18 protein-coding genes are annotated in these 24,340 nt (G+C 42.1%); 9 read left to right on the top strand and 9 right to left on the bottom strand.

The features are described from left to right. The first annotated feature begins 149 nt into the window (after positions 1-149). Positions 150-770, top strand: a complete 621-nt coding sequence (locus FCV43_RS12395; protein WP_017051243.1) for a DUF2238 domain-containing protein — start codon at positions 150-152, stop codon at positions 768-770. Between the two features lie 7 nt (positions 771-777). On the opposite strand, the gene cutA is transcribed toward FCV43_RS12395, so the two are convergent. Both cutA and FCV43_RS12385 read right to left on the bottom strand, forming a co-directional pair. Continuing rightward, positions 778-1,098 (bottom strand): divalent-cation tolerance protein CutA, encoded by a 321-nt coding sequence (gene cutA / locus FCV43_RS12390; RefSeq protein WP_113798046.1) that lies wholly within the window; start codon positions 1,096-1,098, stop codon positions 778-780. Continuing rightward, the gene (locus FCV43_RS12385) at positions 1,095-2,021 is read right to left on the bottom strand and encodes a LysR family transcriptional regulator (protein ID WP_136995365.1); all 927 of its coding nucleotides are present in this window, start codon (positions 2,019-2,021) and stop codon (positions 1,095-1,097) included. The genes cutA and FCV43_RS12385 overlap by 4 nt, the downstream gene beginning before the upstream one ends. Positions 2,022-2,240: 219 nt before the next feature. Here FCV43_RS12385 and FCV43_RS12380 point away from each other — a divergent pair, with 219 nt between their 5' ends. Next, complete coding sequence (locus FCV43_RS12380; RefSeq protein ID WP_136995364.1) at positions 2,241-3,875, top strand: glycoside hydrolase family 13 protein; 1,635 nt, start codon at positions 2,241-2,243, stop codon at positions 3,873-3,875. Positions 3,876-4,031: 156 nt separating this feature from the next. Then, on the top strand, positions 4,032-5,300 hold the full coding sequence (locus FCV43_RS12375) for an O-acetylhomoserine aminocarboxypropyltransferase/cysteine synthase family protein (protein ID WP_136995363.1): 1,269 nt from the start codon (positions 4,032-4,034) through the stop codon (positions 5,298-5,300). 106 nt (positions 5,301-5,406) lie between these two features. Here FCV43_RS12375 and FCV43_RS12370 read toward each other — a convergent pair whose 3' ends face one another. From FCV43_RS12370 to FCV43_RS12355, 4 genes are all read right to left on the bottom strand, one after another. Next, entirely contained in the window at positions 5,407-5,616 is a 210-nt protein-coding gene (locus FCV43_RS12370; RefSeq protein ID WP_240697163.1) for a hypothetical protein, read from the bottom strand. 60 nt (positions 5,617-5,676) lie between these two features. After that, positions 5,677-7,380 carry an SgrR family transcriptional regulator gene (locus FCV43_RS12365; protein WP_136995362.1) on the bottom strand — a complete coding sequence of 568 codons (1,704 nt, stop codon included), beginning with the start codon at positions 7,378-7,380 and terminating at the stop codon, positions 5,677-5,679. 115 nt (positions 7,381-7,495) lie between these two features. Beyond that, complete coding sequence (locus FCV43_RS12360; RefSeq protein ID WP_017051236.1) at positions 7,496-7,729, bottom strand: DUF3389 domain-containing protein; 234 nt, start codon at positions 7,727-7,729, stop codon at positions 7,496-7,498. 63 nt (positions 7,730-7,792) lie between these two features. Next, the gene (locus tag FCV43_RS12355) at positions 7,793-8,239 is read right to left on the bottom strand and encodes a hotdog fold thioesterase (protein ID WP_017051235.1); all 447 of its coding nucleotides are present in this window, start codon (positions 8,237-8,239) and stop codon (positions 7,793-7,795) included. A 104-nt stretch (positions 8,240-8,343) separates the two neighbouring features. Here FCV43_RS12355 and FCV43_RS12350 point away from each other — a divergent pair, with 104 nt between their 5' ends. Together FCV43_RS12350 and FCV43_RS12345 are read left to right on the top strand one after the other, a co-directional pair. Further along, on the top strand, positions 8,344-9,132 hold the full coding sequence (locus tag FCV43_RS12350; RefSeq protein WP_136995361.1) for a M48 family metallopeptidase: 789 nt from the start codon (positions 8,344-8,346) through the stop codon (positions 9,130-9,132). Between the two features lie 371 nt (positions 9,133-9,503). After that, positions 9,504-16,775: an Ig-like domain-containing protein gene (locus tag FCV43_RS12345; protein WP_136995360.1), complete on the top strand. Its 7,272-nt coding sequence runs from the start codon at positions 9,504-9,506 to the stop codon at positions 16,773-16,775. A gap of 163 nt (positions 16,776-16,938) precedes the next feature. Here the strand turns inward: FCV43_RS12345 and FCV43_RS12340 are convergent, their stop codons facing one another. The 3 genes from FCV43_RS12340 to narQ all read right to left on the bottom strand — a co-directional run bounded on the left by FCV43_RS12340 (position 16,939) and on the right by narQ (position 20,199). After that, positions 16,939-17,697 carry a substrate-binding periplasmic protein gene (locus tag FCV43_RS12340; protein ID WP_240697159.1) on the bottom strand — a complete coding sequence of 253 codons (759 nt, stop codon included), beginning with the start codon at positions 17,695-17,697 and terminating at the stop codon, positions 16,939-16,941. 158 nt (positions 17,698-17,855) lie between these two features. Beyond that, a complete protein-coding gene (locus FCV43_RS12335; RefSeq protein WP_029203222.1) occupies positions 17,856-18,488 on the bottom strand; it encodes a response regulator in 633 nt (210 codons plus the stop codon). Position 18,489: 1 nt separating this feature from the next. Next, on the bottom strand, positions 18,490-20,199 hold the full coding sequence (gene narQ, locus FCV43_RS12330; RefSeq protein WP_136995359.1) for a nitrate/nitrite two-component system sensor histidine kinase NarQ: 1,710 nt from the start codon (positions 20,197-20,199) through the stop codon (positions 18,490-18,492). 242 nt (positions 20,200-20,441) lie between these two features. Here narQ and napF point away from each other — a divergent pair, with 242 nt between their 5' ends. The 4 genes from napF to FCV43_RS12310 all read left to right on the top strand — a co-directional run bounded on the left by napF (position 20,442) and on the right by FCV43_RS12310 (position 24,310). Beyond that, entirely contained in the window at positions 20,442-20,939 is a 498-nt protein-coding gene (gene napF / locus FCV43_RS12325; RefSeq protein WP_017051229.1) for a ferredoxin-type protein NapF, read from the top strand. A gap of 36 nt (positions 20,940-20,975) precedes the next feature. After that, complete coding sequence (locus FCV43_RS12320; RefSeq protein ID WP_017051228.1) at positions 20,976-21,281, top strand: chaperone NapD; 306 nt, start codon at positions 20,976-20,978, stop codon at positions 21,279-21,281. Continuing rightward, positions 21,278-23,767, top strand: a complete 2,490-nt coding sequence (napA, locus tag FCV43_RS12315; protein ID WP_136995358.1) for a periplasmic nitrate reductase subunit alpha — start codon at positions 21,278-21,280, stop codon at positions 23,765-23,767. Before FCV43_RS12320 ends, napA begins: the two co-directional genes overlap by 4 nt. A gap of 84 nt (positions 23,768-23,851) precedes the next feature. Then, the gene (locus FCV43_RS12310) at positions 23,852-24,310 is read left to right on the top strand and encodes a nitrate reductase cytochrome c-type subunit (protein ID WP_136995357.1); all 459 of its coding nucleotides are present in this window, start codon (positions 23,852-23,854) and stop codon (positions 24,308-24,310) included. The last annotated feature ends 30 nt before the right edge of the window (positions 24,311-24,340 follow it).

The following is a 24,340-nucleotide window of genomic DNA, read 5'->3' as shown; positions in this document are numbered from 1 at the left end:
AGGAACAATTTAAACATAATTCGTACATACTGATTGAATGAAATATTAAATACAATTGAACAGTGTTTTAAATTATGTCACGATACATGAAAGCACGCTTTATATGTGCATAAGATTATAAATCCAGCTTCAGTAATTCAGGATAAACAATGCCCACACAATCCATTCTAAAAAATAAAGCACTTTACTATCTAACGGTTATCTATTCGGTAATATTTATTTTTTCGGCCTATTCACCCCATTCACGAGCGGTTTGGTTCGCTGAAATCATCCCGGCTTTGGGTATTCTCGGGGTAATTTTCTGGGCATCAACTAAGCTTACTTTTAGCCGAACCGCTTATTTTTTGATGTTTATTTGGCTTGGACTGCATACCATCGGGGCAAAATATACCTTTTCCGAAGTGCCATTCGATTGGTTTAACCAACTTATCGGCTCCGAAAGAAACAACTTCGATCGTATCGCTCACTTCTCAATTGGTTTTTATGCCTACCCAATTGCTGAATATTTGATTAGAAAAAAGCTATGCCAACCTATATTAGCGGGGTTATTTGGTCTGTTTGCCATGATGGCAGTGGCGGCTGGATATGAAATTATTGAATGGTGGTATGCGGCGCTTGCTGGTGGAGAAGAAGGTATTGCATTTTTGGGTTCTCAAGGCGATATCTGGGACGCACAAAAGGATATGTTGTGTGATACATCCGGCGCTCTATTATCACTAATATTAATGGTGATACAACGCCGAATGGCAACCAAACCGCTATCATCGTAAACAATCGCTATTTTGTCGTTTCATCCAACCAAGCGAGATATGGATTCGAGCCATTTTCAATTGAGACTTGCACAACCTGAGGAACATCATAATTGTGTAAGTCATTGATCATGGACTCAACTTGTTTATAAAGAGACGCTTTAGTTTTAATGATAAGAAGCGTCTCATTATCGGAACATACCTCCCCTTGCCATACGTAATGGCTTTGAATTGGCATGGTCTGGATACAAGCGGCAAGTTGATGGCTGAGCAATGATTCAATTATTTGATTCGTTTCCGCCTCTTGATTAGTTGTTGTTAGCACGATACAAAATTCCTGTGCGTTCATCCTTCACCTCTCTCCAAGCTATCTTGCTTTATTAAGTCAATAAGAAGGCTAATTTTCTCATCATCATGTCCCTGTTTCGTATAAATTCCGACATTGCCGATTTGATCTTCATTGACCAGTAACGTTTCGATCCCTTTACTCTCCATCCAACTTTGCATTTCACTGCTGTAAGGCATCACAGCGTCCGTCATGTTAAGCATATCAATGCTGGCAGGAACTGCATCCACATCGTAAATTAATCGGTTATCTTGACCATCTTTACGAATCATTTGGTGCTGAGCTAAATGGTCCGCCAGTACTGAATGGTGTCTCGCATGATCTGGAGTAACCCGTAAAAGCGGAAAATCTTTCTGGCGTTCAATAAGTTCTGTAACACTCAAATTACAGCTGAGGAGTGGATGCCCTTTGCGCACATATAACGCCTCTTTTTCCTGAAATAAAGGTTGGAAATTAACCCGGCAACGTTCATGCAACCCATTCACTTCATGACCAACAAAAAGATCAATATCACCTTGAACAAGATGATGAATCAGCGAAAGGTTATTACCAAATTCAAGATGAAAAGCACATCCCGGAGATTGATCTTGATACGTTTTAACTGAAGATCGAACAAAGCGCTCCCACCAAGCTTCACCTGTACCTAATTTGATTTTACCAAAATGGCGCTGCTGCATATCGGTGAACTTATGCATCAAGTGAGCGTGCTTCTCTTGCTGCTCTTGCACATGCTCCTGAAATAAACGGCCATAATTGGTTAACTCCACCCCTTTTGAGCGTCGAATGAACAAATCAACGCCGATATCTAATTCTAGCTTTTTAATTGCAGCAGTAAGTGAAGGTTGGCTTATATGCAATTTTTCCGATGCCGCTTTAATGTTTCCTTCACGTGCCACCATCAAAAAATAGCGGTAGGGCTTGTTCATTTTCACCTCTTTATACCATTAAGCCGTTGGTCGATTTGCTCAACATCACATTTCTTGTTGAACGTAATTTCGCCACTATTCGTGTTTGACACAAGTAATGTCTATAATTCCTCATGATATAGCTTATTCCTATAACAAGGCAATAATTTCCTATTTTTAATTTGCCTTATTGTTTTCTATAGTAGCCTCATCAAAATGCACATAATTAAGGTATTTCCCATGGACAAAAGATGGTGGCATGACGCCGTTGTTTATCAAATTTATCCACGCAGCTTTTGCGATTCTAACAACGATGGAATTGGTGATTTACCAGGCATCATCAGTAAACTCGATTATCTACAAAACCTTGGTATCAATGTTCTGTGGTTATCTCCTGTCTACCGTTCACCGATGGACGACAATGGCTATGATATTTCTGATTATCAAGCCATCGCCGAAGAATTCGGTACTATGGATGACATGAAAAAATTACTTGATGAAGCGAAAAATCGTGATATCAAAGTCGTTATGGATCTCGTGGTTAATCATACTTCAGATGAACATCCTTGGTTCACTGAAGCGAAGAAGTCAAAAGACAACCCATACCGTGATTACTATATCTGGCGAGATGCAAAAGCAGATGGAAGCGCACCAGATGACCAAGGTTCTATTTTCGGCGGAAGTGCATGGGAATGGGACGAAGCAACACAGCAATATTACTTCCATCTGTTCTCTAAACGTCAGCCTGATCTCAATTGGGAGAACCCAAAAGTTCAGCAAGAAGTTCATAACATGATGAATTGGTGGATAGACCAAGGTATCGGCGGTTTCCGCTTAGATGTTATCGACTTAATTGGTAAAGAGATCGATAAAGGCATCACAGGCAATGGCCCACGTTTGCACCCACTGCTTCAAGAAATGAATCAACAGACTTTTGGTGATAAAGACCTGCTCACGGTCGGTGAAACTTGGGGAGCAACTCCCGAAATTGCCAAAATGTACAGTGCGCCAGAGCGAGAAGAACTCTCTATGGTGTTCCAATTTGAACATATTACCCTGACTTGGAAAGATGGCGAAAAATGGTCTCCAATTGATTTGGACTTGAAAGAGTTCAAGCAAGTATTAACCAAATGGCAAGTAGAGTTATCCGATCAGGGTTGGAACTCTCTATTTTGGAACAACCATGATCTGCCTCGGGTGGTCTCTAAATACGGGAACGACAAAGAGTTCCGAGTGGAGTCAGCAAAAATGCTCGCAACCACTCTGCACTTTTTAAAAGGCACACCTTACATTTATCAAGGTGAAGAGATCGGCATGACCAACGTAGCGTTTGAGACTCTTGATCAATATAAAGACATCGAAACGCTTAATTTCTATAAAGTGAAAACTGAATCCGGCGTGTCGCATGAAGCGATGATGGATGCAATTCATGAAAACAGTCGTGACAACGCACGAACGCCAATGCATTGGTCTAATGCGGATAACGCCGGCTTTACTCAAGGAACGCCTTGGATCGAGCTGAACCCGAATTACCCTGAGATTAATGTAGAGAATGCACTGAATGATAGCGACTCAATTTTCTATCACTACCAAAAATTGATTCAAATTCGTAAAGCGCATCCTGTGATTGTCTATGGCGAGTTTACGCCAATATATGAAGATCATGACAAAGTGTTCGCTTATCTTCGTCAAGATGAAAACGAGACTCTGTTTGTCATCAGCAACTTTAGTGATCAGCATATTAATCTCGACCTGCCAGCAGAACTGAGCAATAGAGACGTTAATTGTCTGATTTGTAATTACGAAGAGACAAGCCGACTAAACGATACAGTGTCACTTCAAGCTTATGAGTCTCTGGCATTTAAACTGTTATAAATTTCATAATCCCCTATCCTTTTTGTAGTTGTCCATTTGGCGTACATTTCTGTGCGCCTTTTTTTGTCTTATAAAAAAGTTTAAATCTCTGCGTGACTCTTGTTTCAATATTGTTCTATTCTGGTGGGCAACCATTTCTCAATTCAAGGATGAACAATGAAAGACGAAACACTCTCGATCCACCACGGTTATGAAAGTGACCCAACAACTAAATCCGTAGCCGTTCCTGTTTATCAAACCGTCGCTTATGAATTTGATAGTGCCCAACATGGTGCTGACCTGTTTAATTTAGAAGTGCCAGGGAATATTTATACTCGTATTATGAACCCGACTAATGATGTGCTTGAAAAACGCATGGCAGCATTAGAGGGTGGCATCGCAGGTTTGGCGGTGAGTGCGGGAAGTGCCGCAATTAACTACGCGATTCAAACATTAACGAGAGCTGGGGATAACATTGTTTCAACGCCGCAACTTTACGGTGGCACTTACACATTATTCGCACACATGCTACCAAGCCAAGGTGTGGAAGTTCGCTTTGCAAAAGATGACCAAGCAGAGAGTATTGCTGAGTTGATTGATGAGAACACAAAAGCGGTATATTGCGAGTCAATTGGTAACCCGGCAGGTAATATTATTGATCTACAAGCTATTGCTGATGTTGCCCACGCTCAAGGAGTACCCGTTGTCGTTGATAATACGGTCGCAACTCCTGTGCTTTGTAAACCAATAGAATTCGGTGCTGATATTGTCGTTCACTCCCTGACCAAATACGTTGGTGGCCACGGTACAACGCTTGGCGGCATGATTGTCGATTCCGGTAAATTCCCTTGGGCGAAACACAAAGAACGCTTCCCCGTATTTAACCAACCAGAGCCGTCTTATCATGGTGTTGTTTATGCTGAAGCGTTTGGTGAGGCTGCATTTATCGGCCGAGCTCGTACCGTACCTTTGAGAAATACAGGTGCCGCACTCTCTCCAATGAATGCGTTTATGTTACTTCAAGGGCTTGAAACGCTCTCTTTGAGAATGGAACGCCACACAGAGAACGCATTGAAGGTTGCTAATTACTTACAACAGCATGAGAAAGTGAGTTGGGTAAGTTATGCAGGTTTAGAAGACTCAGACCATCATCATCTTGCTCAAAAATACATGAAGGGCAAACCTTCTGCCATTCTATCCTTCGGGCTGAAAAATGGTTATGAAGCAGGGGTTCGTTTCTATGATGCACTACAAATATTCAAACGCTTGGTGAATATCGGGGATGCAAAATCGTTAGCGTGCCACCCAGCCTCAACCACCCACAGACAAATGAGTGAACAAGAGCAAAAAGAGGCGGGCGTGAAACCTGAAATGATTCGTTTATCTGTCGGTATCGAGCACATCGACGATATTATTGCAGACTTAGAACAAGCGTTAAGTGCTTAATAAACGTACTTAAAGTTAAGATCTGTGCCTTTTTTACGCACCACTGTTTAAATAAACAGTGGTGCGTAATTTTAAGAATTGATTAAACGTCTGGAATTAGTTCAGTTTACTTCATGGTCACTTTCCCACCGATCATTTTAAAAGCAGGCGTTCCTCGAACTAACGTATCTCGCGCAAACTCCATTTCACATTCAGGGCAATGACATGATGATGTTGTAAAGTCTTCTACAATTCGTTCTTTGAAACATTTAACTAATGCGCCCTTTCCACCTTTTCGGTATTTGAATAGCTTCGCGCGACATTTGGCACAGAAAATATCGACGGTTTTAGTCGGCTACTTTTTATTCGGTTTTGCCATTTTTCATCACTTTCGCTATCAAACAGTTGAGTTGTCTATCTCTGGTTTAACCCAAACCTGGCTAAAGTCAAACCAACCTAACGCATTACATTTAGCATTCTGTAGAGATCCACAATGATCTTGGCTTACACCCAACCAACAATGGAACATTGGGATTATCTGTCTACTTTCAATCAGTTGCTTTCCGAGTTCTTTTGCAGGGAAAAGCGTTGTCTTATCCGCGCGCCAAGTATCAATCAGTGAACTCCAACGATTGAAGTCATCCGCTTTACTTAAAAATTCAATATCACTGTAATTGAGCAACCATCCGGCTAATGCATCATCACGACTGGTGCCAATTCCCATTGGTTTGATCCATATATCAACCAACTTTGTATCTGGAACGGTTAGGTCATAAGTAATAAATTCTATTGAAATCCCATCTTCTTTAAGGATTTTTTCGATTGCCTTTGCCATGCTAGGGAAAACTGGATGCTGAGCATGGTAAGCAATAGTAAGGTTTCTTGGCTCTGGTGGTGTCACTTGTCGCTGATCTAATCCATGATGATACCAACCCGGTTTTAATCCATGTGCGGGTAAAATGCCAAGTTCTGTTATTTTGTCTTCTGGTAATTGTTTAAAGACTTGCAACGTATTTAATTTGCAACTTAGGTAATCGGCCCATTCAGGCGTACGAGCAGCCCCATCCTTACGGTTTAATAGAAGATAAGTACATCCTGGGTCTAACTCAACATCTCCTGAAAAATCACCACGTTGTGACTTGATTGGGTGCGCTAAACTCGGAAATACCATAGATGAGTAGGCCTCTTCAATTACCCATACTTCAACTCGGTCCACCAGCGGTCTAAATCCAAAATAGCCATCAAAAGCACTTAAGATCAAACGCTTTTCCGTGTTTTTTTCCACTTTGTAAGGTCCTGTCCCAATAGGTAAGAGATCGAAGTCATCATCTCTAATCGATTCAGGAAGCAGTATTTTCGCTTCGGATTCACTTAACAGCAGAGGCAGGTGGTGATCGGGTTTTTGTAGGTGAATATCCACCACCCAATTTGATGGCGATGACACGGTATCGATATGAGAAAAGAGATTGATAAACCGTAGTGCCCAAATGCTTTCTACGACATGCTCCACCAGCAGTGGATCACCATTATGAAAACGAACACCAGGGCGAATATAAAAACGCCAATGCGTCGGAGAGAGTGATTGCCAAGTGTGGGCAAGATCAGCTTGAACATTTTCAAACTCATCTAAACGAGTCAAGCCACTGAAAACCTGACGTGAAATGTGTTGCTCTGAGCGACGCATTGATTTTAGAGGGTTCAACATAGAAAGAGAGCGATAATACGGAAGTCGTATAACTTGCTGCCCTTCTTGATGCTGCACGCCAAGATAGCTCTGTATGACTTGAGTCAGCTTACCAGCATCACTATCTAGGACGTTTAATGCTTGGCCTATTTTTCCATCTTCTAAATAGCGCCGAGCTAAATTTAAACTGACATCATTTCGGTTACGCTTAAATAGCAGCTGAGAAAGTTTTCCTCGCCCTGCTGCCGGGTGCCATTCGATCCAGCCCTCTTCGGCTAGTTTATTGAGTACGATACGGGCGTTACGTCGAGTACAGCATAGAACGTCGGTCACATCCTCTAGCTGGATGCCAACATCTTGACCATTGTAGTGTTCAAATAACGTTTCAAATTGGACACGGAGTCTTGGGCTGCTCATAAAGAGGAAATCTCATATAAAAATAACAATAAGCGTTTCCTTATTTTATACAAAAATAGCCAAGCTACAATATATCTGCGTGACTATTCTGTGATGAGATCTTCCATTAAGCAAATTATTGTATTGCTACCCCCATTTCTGCCGAGAGTTGCTCCAGTTGCTCTACATTATCGAGTTTAATTGACCATTTACACTCAGCCCCGTTAACTGAAATAACATTTGCACCTCGGCCAATGAGCTGAACAGCATCTGTTTGAGCTTGCATCGTCAGCATATGCTCGCCAATAACACGCACAACCAACTCATGCGCGGTCACAATAATTTTTCCGCTTTTAAATTCTATAACCATTTAATGATTCACTACACTCGTTGCTATTGGGCATCCGTCACCGAAGCCCCAATATTTAATTTCTTAATTTCTTAATTTCTTAGCTTCGTTTCGAATTTTCTTTACTGCAATGGTTAAGCGACTCGTACAAACTAATCGTTCACGCTCATCAGTAATATTGATTTGCCATACCTGCGTTGAAACTCCGAGGTGAATCGGGGTAGCAGTACCAATCACATGACCTTCTCTCATAGAACGAACATGATTAGCATTGATATCAAGCCCCACGCAATAAGCATCATCACCCACGCAGAAGTTCGCGGCGAGAGAACCCAATGTCTCAGCAAGCACCACCGATGCACCACCATGTAACATCCCTAATGGCTGGTGTGTAAAAGAACAAACTGGCATCGAGGCACTTAGGCTGTTATCCGTATAATCGGTATAAATAATATTGAGATGCTCTATCAAGGTATTTTTTGACGTTGCATTTAACCGTTCTAGATCGATGGGTTTCTTCCAAATGCTCATGGATAATCCTAAATTTGGTGATGTAACTTGTGGGTTCTGTTTTGTAGATAGTTATAAATGGTATCATTATCAGATGATAACGCCACGCGATATAGGGATTATAAATGGCAACATTGTTTAAAGCTTCTGTTTTAGTCGCTCTTATGGGGCTTACAGCTTGTAGCTCCTCTCCTACGGGACGAAATCAACTTCTACTTTTTTCTGATCAAGATATGTCGAAACTCGGAGCCAATTCTTTCGAGCAGATGAAAAAAGAACAGCCAATCAGCGAAGACAAAAAGGTAAATGCTTACGTACAGTGTGTAGCGAATAGTATCACTCAATATGTCCCTAAACAGCCAGGGGTCACTGAATGGGAAGTGGTGGTGTTTGATAGCGATCAAGTCAATGCTTTTGCTCTCCCCGGTGGAAAGATAGGTGTATACACTGGTCTATTGAACGTCGCGAAGAATCAAGACCAGCTTGCGACCGTTATTGGACATGAAATCGCGCACGTGTTGGCAGACCATAGTAACGAACGTTTATCTCAATCACAGTTGGCGAATGCGGGGTTGCAACTCACGAGTGCCGCGCTTGGTGCGTCTGAGTATAAACAGTACCAAAAAATCACCATGTCAGCGCTCGGCTTAGGCGTACAATATGGTGTTATTTTGCCTTATGGTAGAACACAAGAATCTGAAGCCGATATTGTAGGGCTAGAGTTCATGGCGAAAGCTGGTTTTGACCCAATACAGAGCATAGATTTGTGGAAGAACATGGCGAAAGCCTCAGGAGGAAATCAACCACCTGAATTGCTATCTACCCACCCTTCTCACAGTACAAGAATAAAAGATTTGCAGGTGAAAATCTCTCAACTGCCAAATTATGGTACACCGCACCCCAACTGCTCATAAATTTCATCCGAATCAACAGCTCAAGAGCCAGACTAATTTCAGCTTATCAAACTCTGTCACCGCCTAAGTGATGGAGTTTTTTATTCATCATATATAACTCATCCTTATGCTAGCTACCTCATATATCTCATTGATTTTACTGGTAAGACCTCGTACTGCCTCCATGAAATAAAAATCACCTTGTTTGTAATGAAGATCAATATTTGTTCTAAATGAAATCCATAACTGGGGTGAATATCAAAAATTACGCATCCCGTACTCTATAGCTCAAACAACCTGTGCAATCCTACATAGAGTACAAGATTCCATTAAGTTTGGAACGTGCGCATTCTATAAAACATCTCGTAATTTACATTCAAGTTGAGGACTATATGAAGAGTTCAACCTTCTTTAAGCCGTCAGTCTTAACTCTGGCACTCATGTTAGCATGGGGACAAACTAGCGCCCTCGCCGGATCCGCCCCTCCCAATCTAGATAGTGACAGTGATGGCATCACAGATTCCGAAGAAAAACGGCTAGGTAGTAATCCAACCATTTCAAATCTTTTAAACTACCAAGTTGCCATTGAAGAAGATTTCAGTGAAATTGATATCCCCGATAGCAATCGCGTCAAAGCTCATCACATCAGCAAGTTATCAACAAAAAAAAACCAATTCACCTCATTACACTTCACAAACCCTGTTGGTCCCATTCGTTATGACCGCCACGAGGGTTTTGCAATTTTCCATGACTTCTCTATCAACATCAAACTGGATAATATCCTGTGTGACAAGTATGACCTAACGACTCAATATTTCCGTTCGAGCAGAAATAAAGAGCGTACCATCACGATTAACCGCCTAAACGATGGTCATGAAATTAAGCCATTAACCGATATTTCAGGCATAAAACAACCATTAGATGAAACCTTTACCCTCACAGGCTCTGATACAATAGAAAATATAAAAGTTGATGGTAAACGTTTGTGGCTTGGGCGAGTCAATGTAGATGCGCAATGCGATTTACTTGATTCCGACCTCGATACTTTGCCAGATCAACTGGAAAAACAAATTGGAACCGATCCTCTAAGAGTCGACTCTGACGGTGATGGTATTAATGATAATCTAGAATACCAAAGTGGCACTGATCCTAATTTCATCATTGATAGTGATGGCGATGAGATTCCTGATGGTTTTGAAATCGCTGTTGGTCTGAATCCTAACAATAGTGACGATGCGAATTTAGATATTGATCAAGATGGTATGAGCAACCTTGCTGAATACCAACATCGCTTTGATTTAACAAATGCGCAAGATGCTAATGAAGATGCTGACAGCGATGGTTTAACAAACTTAATTGAAGTAACTAACGGTCTAAATCCTCGTGATAGCAGCGATGGCGCAGATGTGGATAGCGACGGTGATGGTGTCAATAACGGTAGAGATGCCTTTATCAATGACCCTTCTGAGTCAATTGATACAGATAATGACGGCATTGGTAATAATGCGGATAACGATGATGATAATGATGGCGTTGAAGATGAAAGTGATGCGTTCCCACTAGACCCTTCAGAAACGGTTGATAGCGACAGTGATGGCATTGGCAACAACGCTGATTTAGACGATGACAACGATGGATTGCCTGATGTAGATGATACGCTTCCTACTAACCCTGATAATGGTATTGATTCTGACGGTGATGGTTGGAGTGATGAAAAAGAACGTCTTCAAGGGACCGACCCTACTCGCTCGAACCTAATAGATTACTCGATTGACCTCAATGAAAACTTTTCTGAAATCGGTCTAAATGATAGTGATTTCCTTACTGATGAAGGTTTTGCCCGAGTCACACCAAAAGAACAAAACCAAACAAGCCTTGCTTGGTCAAGCTACGTAGGTGGTCGATACGATCGTGATAGTGGTTTCGCTATATTTGATGATCTAAACGCTAACTTCGATATTAAAAATGTACTTTGTGAAAGTTACACACTCAAAACTCGTTTTAATACTTCGAGCGGTAGAGGTGGCTCTATCACCATTTCACGCTTTGAAGATGGCCAGGTCATACAACCAACTAAAGTTCTCTCAGGTTTACCTACCCAATGGTACGAATACCCAATTAATGCCACTGATCATCTCGACACAATTTCGGTAAGCGGCGTTCGAATGTGGTTGAGTGACATCGGTATCTCCGCACAGTGTAATCTAACAGACTGGGACTTAGACACTCTACCCGATACTCTTGAAGCCTCACTTGGTACCGACCCTAAAAAAACAGATACCGATGATGATGGTCTTGCAGATAATGTTGAGTATCAGTTAGGGTTGAATCCAACAGACAATACCGATGGTGCTCAAGCCGATACCGATGGTGACGGCATCAACAACCAAGATGAGTTTAGCCACAATTTTAACCCTTTAGATCCTAACGATGGCGTTACAGATGCTGATGGAGACGGCATCCCAAATAATATAGAAATCAACGCAGGTTTAAACCCCCACTACTTTGAAGATGGACGACTTGACCTAGATAACGATGGCATCAGCAATTATGATGAATACCGTTATGGTCTCGATATGAGTGATGCCACTGATGCCGAACTTGATATGGATAGTGACGGTATTAGTAACCGTAAAGAGATTAACAATGGTTTAAACCCGAATGACATTACCGATGGTGTTGAAGATGCTGATGGTGATGGTGTTCCAAACCGTTTTGATGCATTCATTCGCGATCCATCTGAAGCTCTAGATAGCGATAATGACGGTATTGGTGATAACCAAGATCTAGATGATGATAACGATGGTATTAAGGACCAGTTCGATGATCTACCATTTGACCCTAATGAAAGTCTAGATACTGATAAAGATGGTCTCGGTAACAATGAAGACTCTGATGACGACAATGATGGCGTTGATGACAGTAATGATCGATTCCCATTGGACGGTAACGAGTCGACCGATACTGATAATGACGGAATTGGTGACAATGCCGACTTAGACAGTGACAATGATGGGATCAACGATGCAAATGATGCCTTCCCTACCGATCCAACTGAATGGTTAGATACTGATGGCGATGGCATCGGTAATAATAAAGACTTGGATGACGACAATGATGGTGTAGCCGATGTTGATGACGCATTCCCGCTGGATAGTTCTGAATCACTCGATAGCGATAATGATGGTATTGGTGATAATTCCGATGAAAGCAATACTCCAGTCGTTGACTATTCCGTAAGTCTTTACGAGGACTTCTCTGAACTAGCGGGTGTGCCTGACAATAGCTACTTCACCGAAGAAGTGCTTCGGAAGCTCTCCATCAAAACCGATGACACGGCAAGCTTACAGTTAATCGCACAAGCGGGCTCAAATAAAGTAGATATCCATAATACTGTCGGTATTTACGGTCGAACCCAATCGCTTGATTTCCAAATAGCAGGTATTCAATGTTCTAGTTATCAAGTAACTTTCCATGCATCACGAATGACCAGTAGTAATGTAACTCGCACTGTCTCTCTTGTTCGTCAAAATGACCAGCAAGAATTAGTGCCGACTTCAAGTGTAGCCGATGGCACTCTTCATACCTTAACCGCTGACGTTGACGCGCTTTCGAATGGTGGGATTGAAACGCTAAGATTTACTGGATCCAATAGCCAAATCAAAGATATTCAAGTCTCCGCTGATTGTGCAGTCAGTGACAGTGATAGTGATGGATTAGCGGATCATAATGAGATCGTTCTAGGACTCGACCCAAACAATTCCGATACCGACAATGATGGGATCCGTGATGGAGACGAAGTTCGCTATGGCTTAGACCCTCTTGACCCATCTGACGGAGCAACGATAGACACAGACAATGACGGTATCAGCAACCGTGATGAATTACACTTCGGTCTTAACCCTAACGATAGTTCCGATGCCATCGAAGATTATGATGGTGATGGTGTAAACAACCGTAACGAAATTCGTTTCAATTACTCCCCAATCGACCCTAACGAACGACCTGCTGACAGTGATAGTGACGGTGTTATTGATCAGCTAGAACGCCTACAAGGAACCGACCCATATAAGAGCAATTTAAGTTCTTACCAATCCTCTACTACAGAAGATTTCCATGAACTCAGTAACGAAATAGATTACTCTCATTTTAACGATGATATGTTGTCCAAATTATCGACAAAACGTCACATGAGTACGAGTTTATTAATGACAGGCTACGGTGGAGGTGAGCAAATTACACTTTCCAACGGAGGCTCTGTTTGGAACAATCTTAACCTAGAATATCAAATTGAAACCTTATGCCCTACCTATACGCTTACGGCCAATTTAAGCCGTTCAAGCAGTAGTGGTAATCGTTACGCTCAAATATTAAAACGCAGTGATGATAGTGAACTATCTCCAGTCTGGGATTTAAGTCAACCTGGAATAGCGCCTTTCTCTGTCGAGCTGGAGTCAGAAATTGGCAATGTTTCACAGATTAAGATTCACGGTGATCGAGCTATGCTATTTGGCTTGAATATTGAAGAATCTTGCATGGCATTTGATACTGATTTGGATGGCCTTCCTGACTCAGTGGAGAAACATTTCAATACGAGTATCACAGATACCGATACTGACAAAGATGGTATTAATGACAGTGATGAAGTGAAGCATGGCCTAAACCCTCTTGATCCTAGCGACGGAAGTTTAGTCGACAGTGACGGTGATGGTGTCAACAACATGCTCGAAATCGAATATGGTTTTGATCCTTTAATGCCAAACGATTTAGACCTTCATGATAGCGATAACGATGGTATTAATAACAGAGATGAACTCAATTACGGAATGAACCCATTTGACGGCTCAGACCTACATGACGATCTCGATAATGATGGCATCAGCAACAGCGATGAACTTGCGAACAACCTCAATCCAAACGATCCAAGTGACGGTGCGGATTCAGATACCGATGGCGATGGTATCAATAATGGCGATGAAATTAATGCAGGTTTAAACCCTAACGATCATATGCTTCAACTGCCTGATACCTTGGTGGTTAAGTTGATCGCTCTAGACACCAATGGTGACCAAGTCATCAATGATGCCGATGAGCCTGTTGATGTTCTTTTACAGCGTTACTCGCTACGCTCCGATACATTCCAACTGGGTAATATTGATCCAGAAATTGAAGCTAATGGAGGGGTGAGCCGATTAGCAAACATCCCTGAAGTTAGAACATACCGTGGGCAAATTATTGGCGAACCTGATAGTAATATCAATGCTGCCATTTTACCTGAATGTAGTATTAGTTACTCTGTTTTCCTAGGGTATAACGCCGCGCCATTCTTTGAACTTAGTGCGGATGGAAGCATTCTTAATCGTTACCAACAACCTCTAGAAGATAAGTCTGTTTGTCGTCCAAACAACCCAAGTCTTGCACAATATCAGCAAGCCCTCACACCTCCAACAACAAACTGGAATGACGTGGGTGGTCAACCGACAGAAAAAGAGTGGTATATCCCTAAAAATGGCGATGATTACCATATGTTCCGCCGTGATGAAGGTATGCAAATCTCTTATCAAGTATTCAGTCATCCTGAGTTCGGTAAAAATGATATGGGTCGAGCAATGGCGTTTGCCGAGTTCCATAACTTGAATGGTGATTATGCCGCTATGCGTCAATATCATCACCGAATCATTTTTTCTGACATGATGGTTGAAGTGGGCGGTAATAATACTGACCGCGCAAGGTTCCGTGACAACTGGGGCAACAGTAATACTTACTTCTGGGATAAACGCGAAGAAGAAGGGAGTAATTGGTATGAAATGGGTTGGTGGGTATCGCCTTCTAGCTCACACGGTGTAACGAATGGTTGGTTCTGGCAAGCAACGCCAGGCTGGGCAAACCAAAATACTATGCAACATGAAATGGGACACATTCAGGGCTGTAAGCATGAATGTTATCCAGAACGTATTTTTGGTAACAACCCAATGCGTGGTGTCGCCGTTCCGACTAGTGCTCCAATTACCGTTCAACGTAGTTCCGCTGCTAAAAATGAGCATCGTTGGGTAAACGGCTTCCGCCTGCTTGATCACAAACGCATCCCTTACCCAACATGGCCAGTTCACCCTGTAGCTCAACCAGATCACTACACAACATTACGTGATGAGAGCAGAACAATAAATGTATTAAATAATGACTGGGACCCAAATAACACACCACTACGTGTAACCAAAGTAGAAGTAATGGAGTCATCAACAAAAGGGGCAAATGCTTCTGAGTTTATGATAAACAGCGACAATACGATAACGTTTACACCGCCAAAAGGCTGGATTGGCTTAATCGATGGGTATTACGTCTTAGAAGATGAAAGTGGGCAAAGTACTCGAGGTATTTTACACCTTAATGTCGAAGCGCCTGGCATTAGCGATTACTACAGTCTAAACGCTGAAACGTGTCAAAATGCCTACGCTGGTGCATTCGCAAATAGTATGTCTGACAGCCTTCAACCGGGTGAGACTGACTACTCAAACGTAATTACACCGTTATTAGAGGTGCGAAACTGGGGCTACAAAGGTGGCGATTCTGAAATCAACGCTGAAAATCCTCTCGATTGTAATAGTCACAAAGTAGAAGATGGCGCATCTGGAGAAGCTTTCCGCTATCAACTTAGCCAAGCCCCTTTTTACCAGAAGGACTTCATCAATCAGACAAGCTCTCACCAGCATCACCCACACGTATGGGAGATAAATGACAAGAACTTCACTTATTCGATGTGGTTCCGTAATGACGACACCATGACTGGCTTAAAAGAGCTAGCGAGTCGTGGACGCCGTTACAACAGTGGCTGGATCGGTGATGGATGGATTATCTCAACGAACGTAGTTCCAGAAGAGGGTGTTTACGAAGTCCGCTTTGCTATACACGATAAAAACGCTGAAACTCGCTCACCTTTCATTGAAGTCATTACTGATGTGCCATCATTGGCCAACAGCGATGAGTGGCATCATGTCGCGATGACGGTGGATTGGGATGCTCGAACTCTGAATGGATTCATTAATGGTGAACCCGCCGGTTCAATCGCGATTCCTGATGAGTTTAGCTACGTAAGTACCTCTGGTACCGGTCAAACATACGGTCGTGGCGCTTATGCTAAAGCGGGTCAAACGGATTCAACGTATACCACAACCAGTAATAACGGGATTGATGAAATTGTTGTCGCTCATGAAGCATTTAATGCAGAGCAAATTGCACAAATTTATCAAAATAGATTACCTGCGGTATCCCCTAGCCCTTCAAATGGCTTACCTACGGATATCAACAATCTAACTACTTTGCGTTGGGCGACACACTCTTCACTGCAAAGCCAAACTGTCGGATACCGAGTATATCTAAGTGATGACAGCCAGTTAGTTGAAAATGGGGATCATTCGACACTGATTGCGGAATCACACAACGAAACCAGTTTAGCAATCACGCCATTAACGTACAGCGACAGTTACTACTGGAGAGTCGATACATTACTTAATGACGGTAGCGAAATACAAGGCAATGTATGGAGCTTCCAACCGGAAACGCTGAGCATAATGCGTATGATGGAAAGACGTATAACGCCAAGTAGTAGGACTCTGGCTGAGTTAGAAAATAACGTGGACTATGGACACGATGACCACTCTAACTAACCAACAGTTTAATGCTGAGTTTTAACAAGTCGTTATCGATCTAAAAAGTATTAAGCCTAATAAATACCGCTCATTTCAGAATGAGCGGTATTTTTAGCATACAGTAAAAATATTAAGATATAGCAATGACATACCGACCACACTAGCCCTCAACATTCAGGCTCTACACACAATCTTCACCGGCTAAAATCTTTGAATAGCAACCACTGCTTTTCAATTCACCAAGCGCACTATCAAATACTTTACGAAGCGAGTCTCCTTTCTCCGTTTTAGGAAAAAGCATGTACATTGGCTCATTCATTAATGGCTTATCGTGTATTTTAATCGTATTTGAAGCATCATCTGAGATTTGATGAATCAAGCGCATTCCAACTCTTTTTTCTACTGCGAAAGCGTCAATACGGTGTCGATAGAGCTTGTAGGCATTTTCTTCCAATGACGCAGCATCTATGGTTTCAACTCCGCCTTTCTGAATAAATTTAGTCGATGAATACCCTTCAACCGCTCCGATATTATATTGTTTTAAATCTTGCAAAGACTGCCAATCAAACTTGGCATCTATGTGATAAAAAAGAAGTGTTTTTACATCAAGAATGGATTGCTGTGAAAATAGATAGTTTTCACGACGATCGTCAGTTGAGTACCAAGGGAAAGTGGCATCATATTTAGAATGCTGAACTAATTTTGCACTTCGTAACCAAGGAAGGTAATCGAAAGTGACATCATAACCACGCAATTTAAAGGCGCTCGATACCACTTTTTCAAGTAGCCCTGATTGGGGAGTATTATGTGTATAAGGAACCCACTCTCCGATGGCAAACCGGACAGTGTTATGATTTGATGTTTTAGACGTTACTGCAATTGAGCTCATTGGAACCAGCGCAATCAAGAATATGCAGTAATGAAAACGGTTCAACCTCATTGAAACAAAAACCCATAATAGAGCATTGACTCGAACTGAGTCATGCAGAAGAGACTAAGCATGGCACACATTTATAAATAACACTAATTGTATCCATAAAATCAAAATACAACCGAGTGTGCCTTTAGCCTATCGCACCTTAAGAGTGGTTATTTCAATTACTTCATCTCACCGAAACGCTCAAGGTAGAGAACTGTTGCCGCTGTACGTGAGGGAACTTGAAGCTTTTTAAGTAAGCTCTTCATGTGTACTTTTACCGTTGACTCTGAGATAAATAAGCGCTCTGCAATCTGCTTATTTCGAAAGCCTTTTGCAACTTCTTGCAATATTTGAGTTTCACGCTCTGTGAGTTGAGTAAATACATCATCTCTTGACTCACTGTCTGCCAAGTAACGCGCAACGACATCACTGTAAGCTTTACTGCCATCATGCGCTTTTTTAAGTAATTCTATTAATTCGTCCGGTTCTGTATCTTTCAATAAATAGCCATCAGCACCGGCCTTAACAATCGCTTCGATATCGGCAGGGCTATCAGATACAGTCAAGATAACAATTTGAGCCTCTGAACCGTCGGTTCTCAGCGCTTTTAATGTATCTAAACCCGACATCCCTTTCATATTGAGATCCAGCAGGATTAAATCGAGGTCCATCTCATGAGCTTTTGCCACAGCATCTGCACCGTTGCTAACTTCTGCAACGACTTCAAATTCATCTTCAAAACCAAGTAGTTGGCTTATCCCTCTTCTCATCAGAGGATGATCGTCCACTAACATCACTTTACACGTGGTCAAATTATAATTCCTTAGTACTTCTGTATTTTAAAATGATTTCACACCCGTTGCCTTTAGAGCTGTTAACTTCTAATTTACCATTCAAACGAGAGGAGCGTTCCTGCATGATACTCATGCCATAGTGATTTAATTGCGGATCTTGGAGATCAAAACCGACACCATCATCACTTATTTTAATCATGACCTCATCACTTGAAAGTTCACACAAAATTTCTATGTTCTTGGCCTTAGCGTGCTTTATCGCGTTAATTGTCGCTTCGCGGATCAGCTGAAGCAGGTGAACTTGTTCATGAGCATCAAGTTCTACTGATGACAAATGGTTCGCCAATGTAATTTTTGCATCCGTTTGTTCCGCTAACTGTCGCGTCATCTCAACTAATGCTTCACCAAAACTGCCCTCTTTTATTGTTAATCTAAAGGTCGTTAACAACTCCCTTAATTGGGTATATGCCCCTGAAAGGCCCTCTCCAAGATCTTCTAGTATAAGCGCGGTTCGCTCACTATTTGAGTGCACAGGGCATTTACCAATAACTCTTTTGAGTAATGTAACTTGGATCTTTAAATAAGACAGTGACTGAGCCAAGGAATCATGAAGCTCTCGAGCGATAGTTGCCCTTTCTTCCATCAAAATGAGTTGCTCTGCCTGTTTCTGTGCTTGGTTGTAATAAACTGCACGCGACAAGATCTGGACAAAATTGTCTATCAAGGTTTGATCCGGGCAAGGCAGGCCATACTCGCAGTATAAGAACCCGAGATGATTACCGTCCACTTGCAACTCAGATTTATGACCCGTACTTGAACTCACGACACCCTCTTCGATGAAAAGAGCTCTGCCACCGACATCCGTGATCTCTAATTTAGCCGCCCGAATACCTTCTAAACTCACAATATGCTGCAGTATAGCGTGAAAATTATCTTGGCTGATCCGGGCACCTGTTAGCTCTTGTGAAGAGTTATATAAAACTTCTAATGATTGATTTGCGTGCTGCAATTTATGGGTTTTTTCATTTACCGCAAGTTCTAAACCTAGGTACATTTTCCCCAAATCATCAGCCATTGTATTGAACGTTCGAGTCAAAATCCCTAACTCATTATTACTGGTCACATTCAATTTGACATCAAAGCTGCGATTTTTAATTTGTTCACTCGCTATAACTAATGCATTCAGTGGTTTGACGACTTCTTTACGAACAAAATGAACAACGAAAAATGAAACAATCAGAATGCCACCTAACCCGAACCCTCCAGCCCAAGCGAGTTTGATTAATTTCAGCTCAGAAAACTGTTGTAATTTGAATACGAAGCCATCAATTTCAGTAACAAAATTGGCGACTAATACTAAATACTGACTCTTATCTTTGCTGCGTAACACGTCTTTCAATTCATGCCAACGAACTATCACTCGGTAGTAGTCCATGGTGATATCTTTTGGAACGGTCCAACCCTGTAATGCTTTCATTGATGGTGAATATAGTGAGTTTTCAAACTCGGCAATATGGGCACCGTAATCGACCGATTTAGTTTGAATATCATGGGACAAACGATAACTTTGCATCCTCATGGAACCAGCTACATTCACGGCTTCTGCATCATTCAGACTAGATGCCAAAGTGATGATTGCAAACCCTGTAGTTGCGACAGAAAGTAGCAAAATTAGTACTAAAGCTTTAGCTATCGTATTGGTTACAGATTGAACTGGTTTGTTCAGCAAAATGAAGCTCCAAAAATTTCAATTACATTCATTTTGCCACGCCTCTGATATTAACCCTATCAATATGTGATCAACAGCCACGGAATTTATTGATCTAAAACAACATCCAACATTAATTAGCCCTTAAGGGGTATTTATACAAATATTTCTAAAACTACAATTTGTATTAGTAAAAATGAAAGTATGTTAATGGAAAAATAACCTACACTTTTAGCACTATTACTATACTTAGGATGTACTAAGTGGTTGACCTATCTAGAAGACGCTTATTTTCAAGAAAAAACGTTGATAGTAGTTTGGTTCGCTTACCGTGGATTCAAAAACAAGAAAACTTCATCGAAGATTGCACTCGATGTGGCAAATGTCTGAATGCATGTGAGACCAAAATAATTGTTAGTGGTGATGGAGGGTTCCCTACCGTTGACTTTTCTATCGATGAATGCACATTTTGCTATCAATGCGCAGAAGTGTGTCCAGAACCGATTTTTAAAACACAAGATGAACCAGCTTGGGATGCAAAAGCAAGTATCAGCGAAAAGTGCTTAGCGAACCAAAATGTGGAATGTCGAAGCTGTGGGGATATGTGTGAGCCCATGGCAATTCAATTTGATCTACAAGTAGGTCGAGTTGCGAACCCAAAAATTAACGTTGATGAATGCAGTGGCTGTGGTGCTTGTGTTGCCGTTTGCCCTACTTCAGCCATCAATGTGAGCAATGTTCGCCAAGGCGAAAAACTATAATAACATTCGCTTCGGCGATAATAACGAGAGTAATTTATGGCACTAAATGAAGTGCATATTTCAAGTTTGGTTGTGCATGTTGCTCCTGAACACTTAGCTGAGATCAAAGCGCAAATCGAACAATTCGAAAATGCAGAAATCTATGGCGATAGTCCTAAAGGAAAAATAGTTGTGGTGTTGGAAACCGAAAACCAAGGTTATGTAACCGACACTATAGAAGCGATCAACGATTTACCAAATGTTTTAGGCACTGCTTTGGTTTACCACCAAATCGAAACCGACCTAGACGATATGGATACAGACACTGGAACTAACCATTCCCAAATTGAGGGTGAAGTATGAAAATGACAAGACGTGCATTTGTGAAAGCAAATGCAGCAGCATCAGCGGCAGCGGTTGCGGGCGTAACATTGCCAGCTACTGCTACGAATCTGATCGCTAGTTCAGACCAAACAAAAATAACATGGGATAAAGCGGCTTGTCGTTTTTGTGGTACAGGCTGTTCTGTTCTGATTGGTACTCAAAACGGTAAGGTTGTTGCGACACAGGGTGACCCAGAAGCACCTGTAAACAAAGGCCTCAACTGTATTAAAGGTTACTTCCTGTCAAAAATCATGTATGGCAAAGACCGTCTTGAAACTCCTCTTCTTCGTATGAAAGATGGCAAATATGACAAAGACGGTGATTTCGCACCTGTTTCTTGGGATGTTGCTTTCGATACAATGGCTGAAAAATGGAAAGCGGCACTGAAAAAACATGGCCCAACGGGTATTGGCATGTTCGGTTCAGGTCAGTGGACAGTAATGGAAGGTTACGCCGCCGCTAAAATGATGAAAGCGGGTTTCCGTTCAAACAACATCGATCCAAACGCTCGTCACTGTATGGCTTCTGCTGTAGGTGGCTTCATGCGTACTTTCGGTATCGATGAGCCAATGGGCTGTTATGACGATTTCGAACACGCAGATGCATTCGTTCTGTGGGGTTCTAACATGGCAGAAATGCACCCTGTATTATGGACTCGTATCACTGACCGTCGTTTAAGCCATCCACACGTAAAAGTGAATGTACTATCGACTTATTACCACCGTTCATTTGAACTAGCAGATACTGGTTACATTTTTGAACCACAGTCTGACCTTGCTATCGCTAACTTCATTGCTAACTACATCATCCAAAACGATGCTGTAAATTGGGACTTCGTAAACAAGCACACGAACTTCAAGCAAGCAACGACTGATATCGGTTACGGCCTACGTGATGACGATCCACTTCAAGTGAAAGCAGCAAACCCGAACGTTGGTAAACTGCACCCACTTGATTTTGAAGGTTACAAAGCTTCTGTTGCTTCTTATACAGCAGAGAAAGCTTCTGAAATGTCAGGCGTTTCTGTTGAGAAACTGATTGAGCTTGCTAAACAATATGCTGATCCAAACATCAAAGTCATGTCACTTTGGACTATGGGTATGAACCAACATACTCGTGGCGTTTGGATGAACAGCTTGGTGTACAACATTCACCTTCTTACAGGTAAAATTGCGACTCCAGGTAACAGCCCGTTCTCACTTACAGGTCAGCCATCAGCGTGTGGTACGGCTCGTGAAGTGGGTACCTTCTCACACCGTCTTCCTGCGGATATGGTGGTTAAAAATCCTAAACACCGTGCTATTGCTGAAAAAATCTGGAAACTTCCTGAAGGAACGATTCCTGCGAAGCCAGGCGCTCACGCGGTTAAACAAGACCGTATGTTAAATGACGGTAAGATCAACGCTTACTGGGTTCAATGTAATAACAATATGCAAGCGGGTCCAAATATTAATACTGAACGTTTGCCTGGTTACCGTAACCCTGAAAACTTCATCGTTGTTTCTGACCCTTACCCAACAGCAACCGCTCAAGCGGCTGACTTGATTCTTCCAACCGCAATGTGGGTAGAAAAAGAAGGTGCTTACGGTAACGCTGAACGTCGTACACAAGCTTGGTATCAACAAGTGGGTACTGTTGGTGAAGCGAAATCAGATTCATGGCAAGTAATGGAATTCTCTAAACGCTTCAAAATGGAAGACGTTTGGCCTGAAGAATTGCTTGCAAAAGCACCTGAATACCGTGGAAAAACCATGTATGACATGCTGTTCAAAAACGGTCAAGTAGATAAATTCCCTATCGAAGAAGCTCGTGAATTGAACGACGATGCACACCACTTCGGTTACTACGTACAAAAAGGCCTATTCGAAGAGTACGCAGAATTTGGTCGCGGTCACGGTCACGATTTAGCACCATACGACGTTTACCACAACGTACGTGGTTTACGCTGGCCTGTTGTTGATGGCAAAGAAACTAAATGGCGTTTCAAAGAAGGCTCTGACCCGTATGTTAAGAAAGGTGCTGGATGGGAATTCTATGGTAAACCAGATGGCAAGGCTCTGATCATTTCAGCACCATACGAAGCGCCACCGGAAGTACCAAATAAAGAATATGACTTGTGGCTATGTACTGGACGTGTACTTGAACACTGGCATACAGGCACAATGACTCGTCGTGTTCCTGAGCTTTACAAAGCCGTTCCTGATGCACTTTGTTACATCCACCCTGCTGATGCAAAAGCACGTGGTTTACGCAGAGGTGATGAAGTTCTAATGGAGAACGCTCGTGGTGAAGTTCGAGTTCGAGTGGAAACTCGCGGTCGTAACCGTCCACCGCAAGGATTGGTATTTGTACCGTTCTTTGATGCTCGCATTCTGATCAACAAACTGATCCTTGATGCTACGGACCCACTGTCTAAACAGACAGACTTTAAGAAGTGTCCGGTTAAGATCACGAAAGTATCTTAAGCACCAGAACAGAAATGATTGCACTGGCAACCTAGAGCCTTAGGTTGCCAATCAAAGAATTAGCCATAAGGCGGAGAAATAAACATGAAAAAACTGATTATTGCCCTTTTATCAATCGGTGCTTTGATGACTGGTGTTGCTCAAGCTGAGCTTGATAACCCAGGCGGTATTGGTGGCGTTGAGTCCTTACGTGGAGCTTCTGAACTTGAAGTGACACGTGCGGCAGACGATTTTAAACGTTACCCAAGAGATCACGTTACATTAGACAGTGACTACGTTTATCAGCCACCTCTTGTTCCACACACAATTCGTAACTACGAAGTGTCTCTTAATGCAAACAAATGTCTTTCTTGTCACAGCTGGAAAAACGCTAAAGAGATGGGTGCAACTAAAATTAGTGTAACTCACTACATGAACCGCGAAGACCAAGTGCTTTCAGATGTATCACCTCGTCGTTACTTCTGTCTGCAATGTCACGTTCCTCAAGCTGATGCTAAACCATTAGTTGAGAATGAATTCCAACGCGTTGATTCATTAAAATAATCATAGCCAAAGGCATAAGAGAGGCTATAT

Source organism: Vibrio genomosp. F6, assembly GCF_005146325.1.
GTDB classification, from domain to species: domain Bacteria; phylum Pseudomonadota; class Gammaproteobacteria; order Enterobacterales; family Vibrionaceae; genus Vibrio; species Vibrio cortegadensis.
Note: the sequence above shows the minus strand (reverse complement) of the source record. Positions and strands in the feature narration are given on the sequence as shown.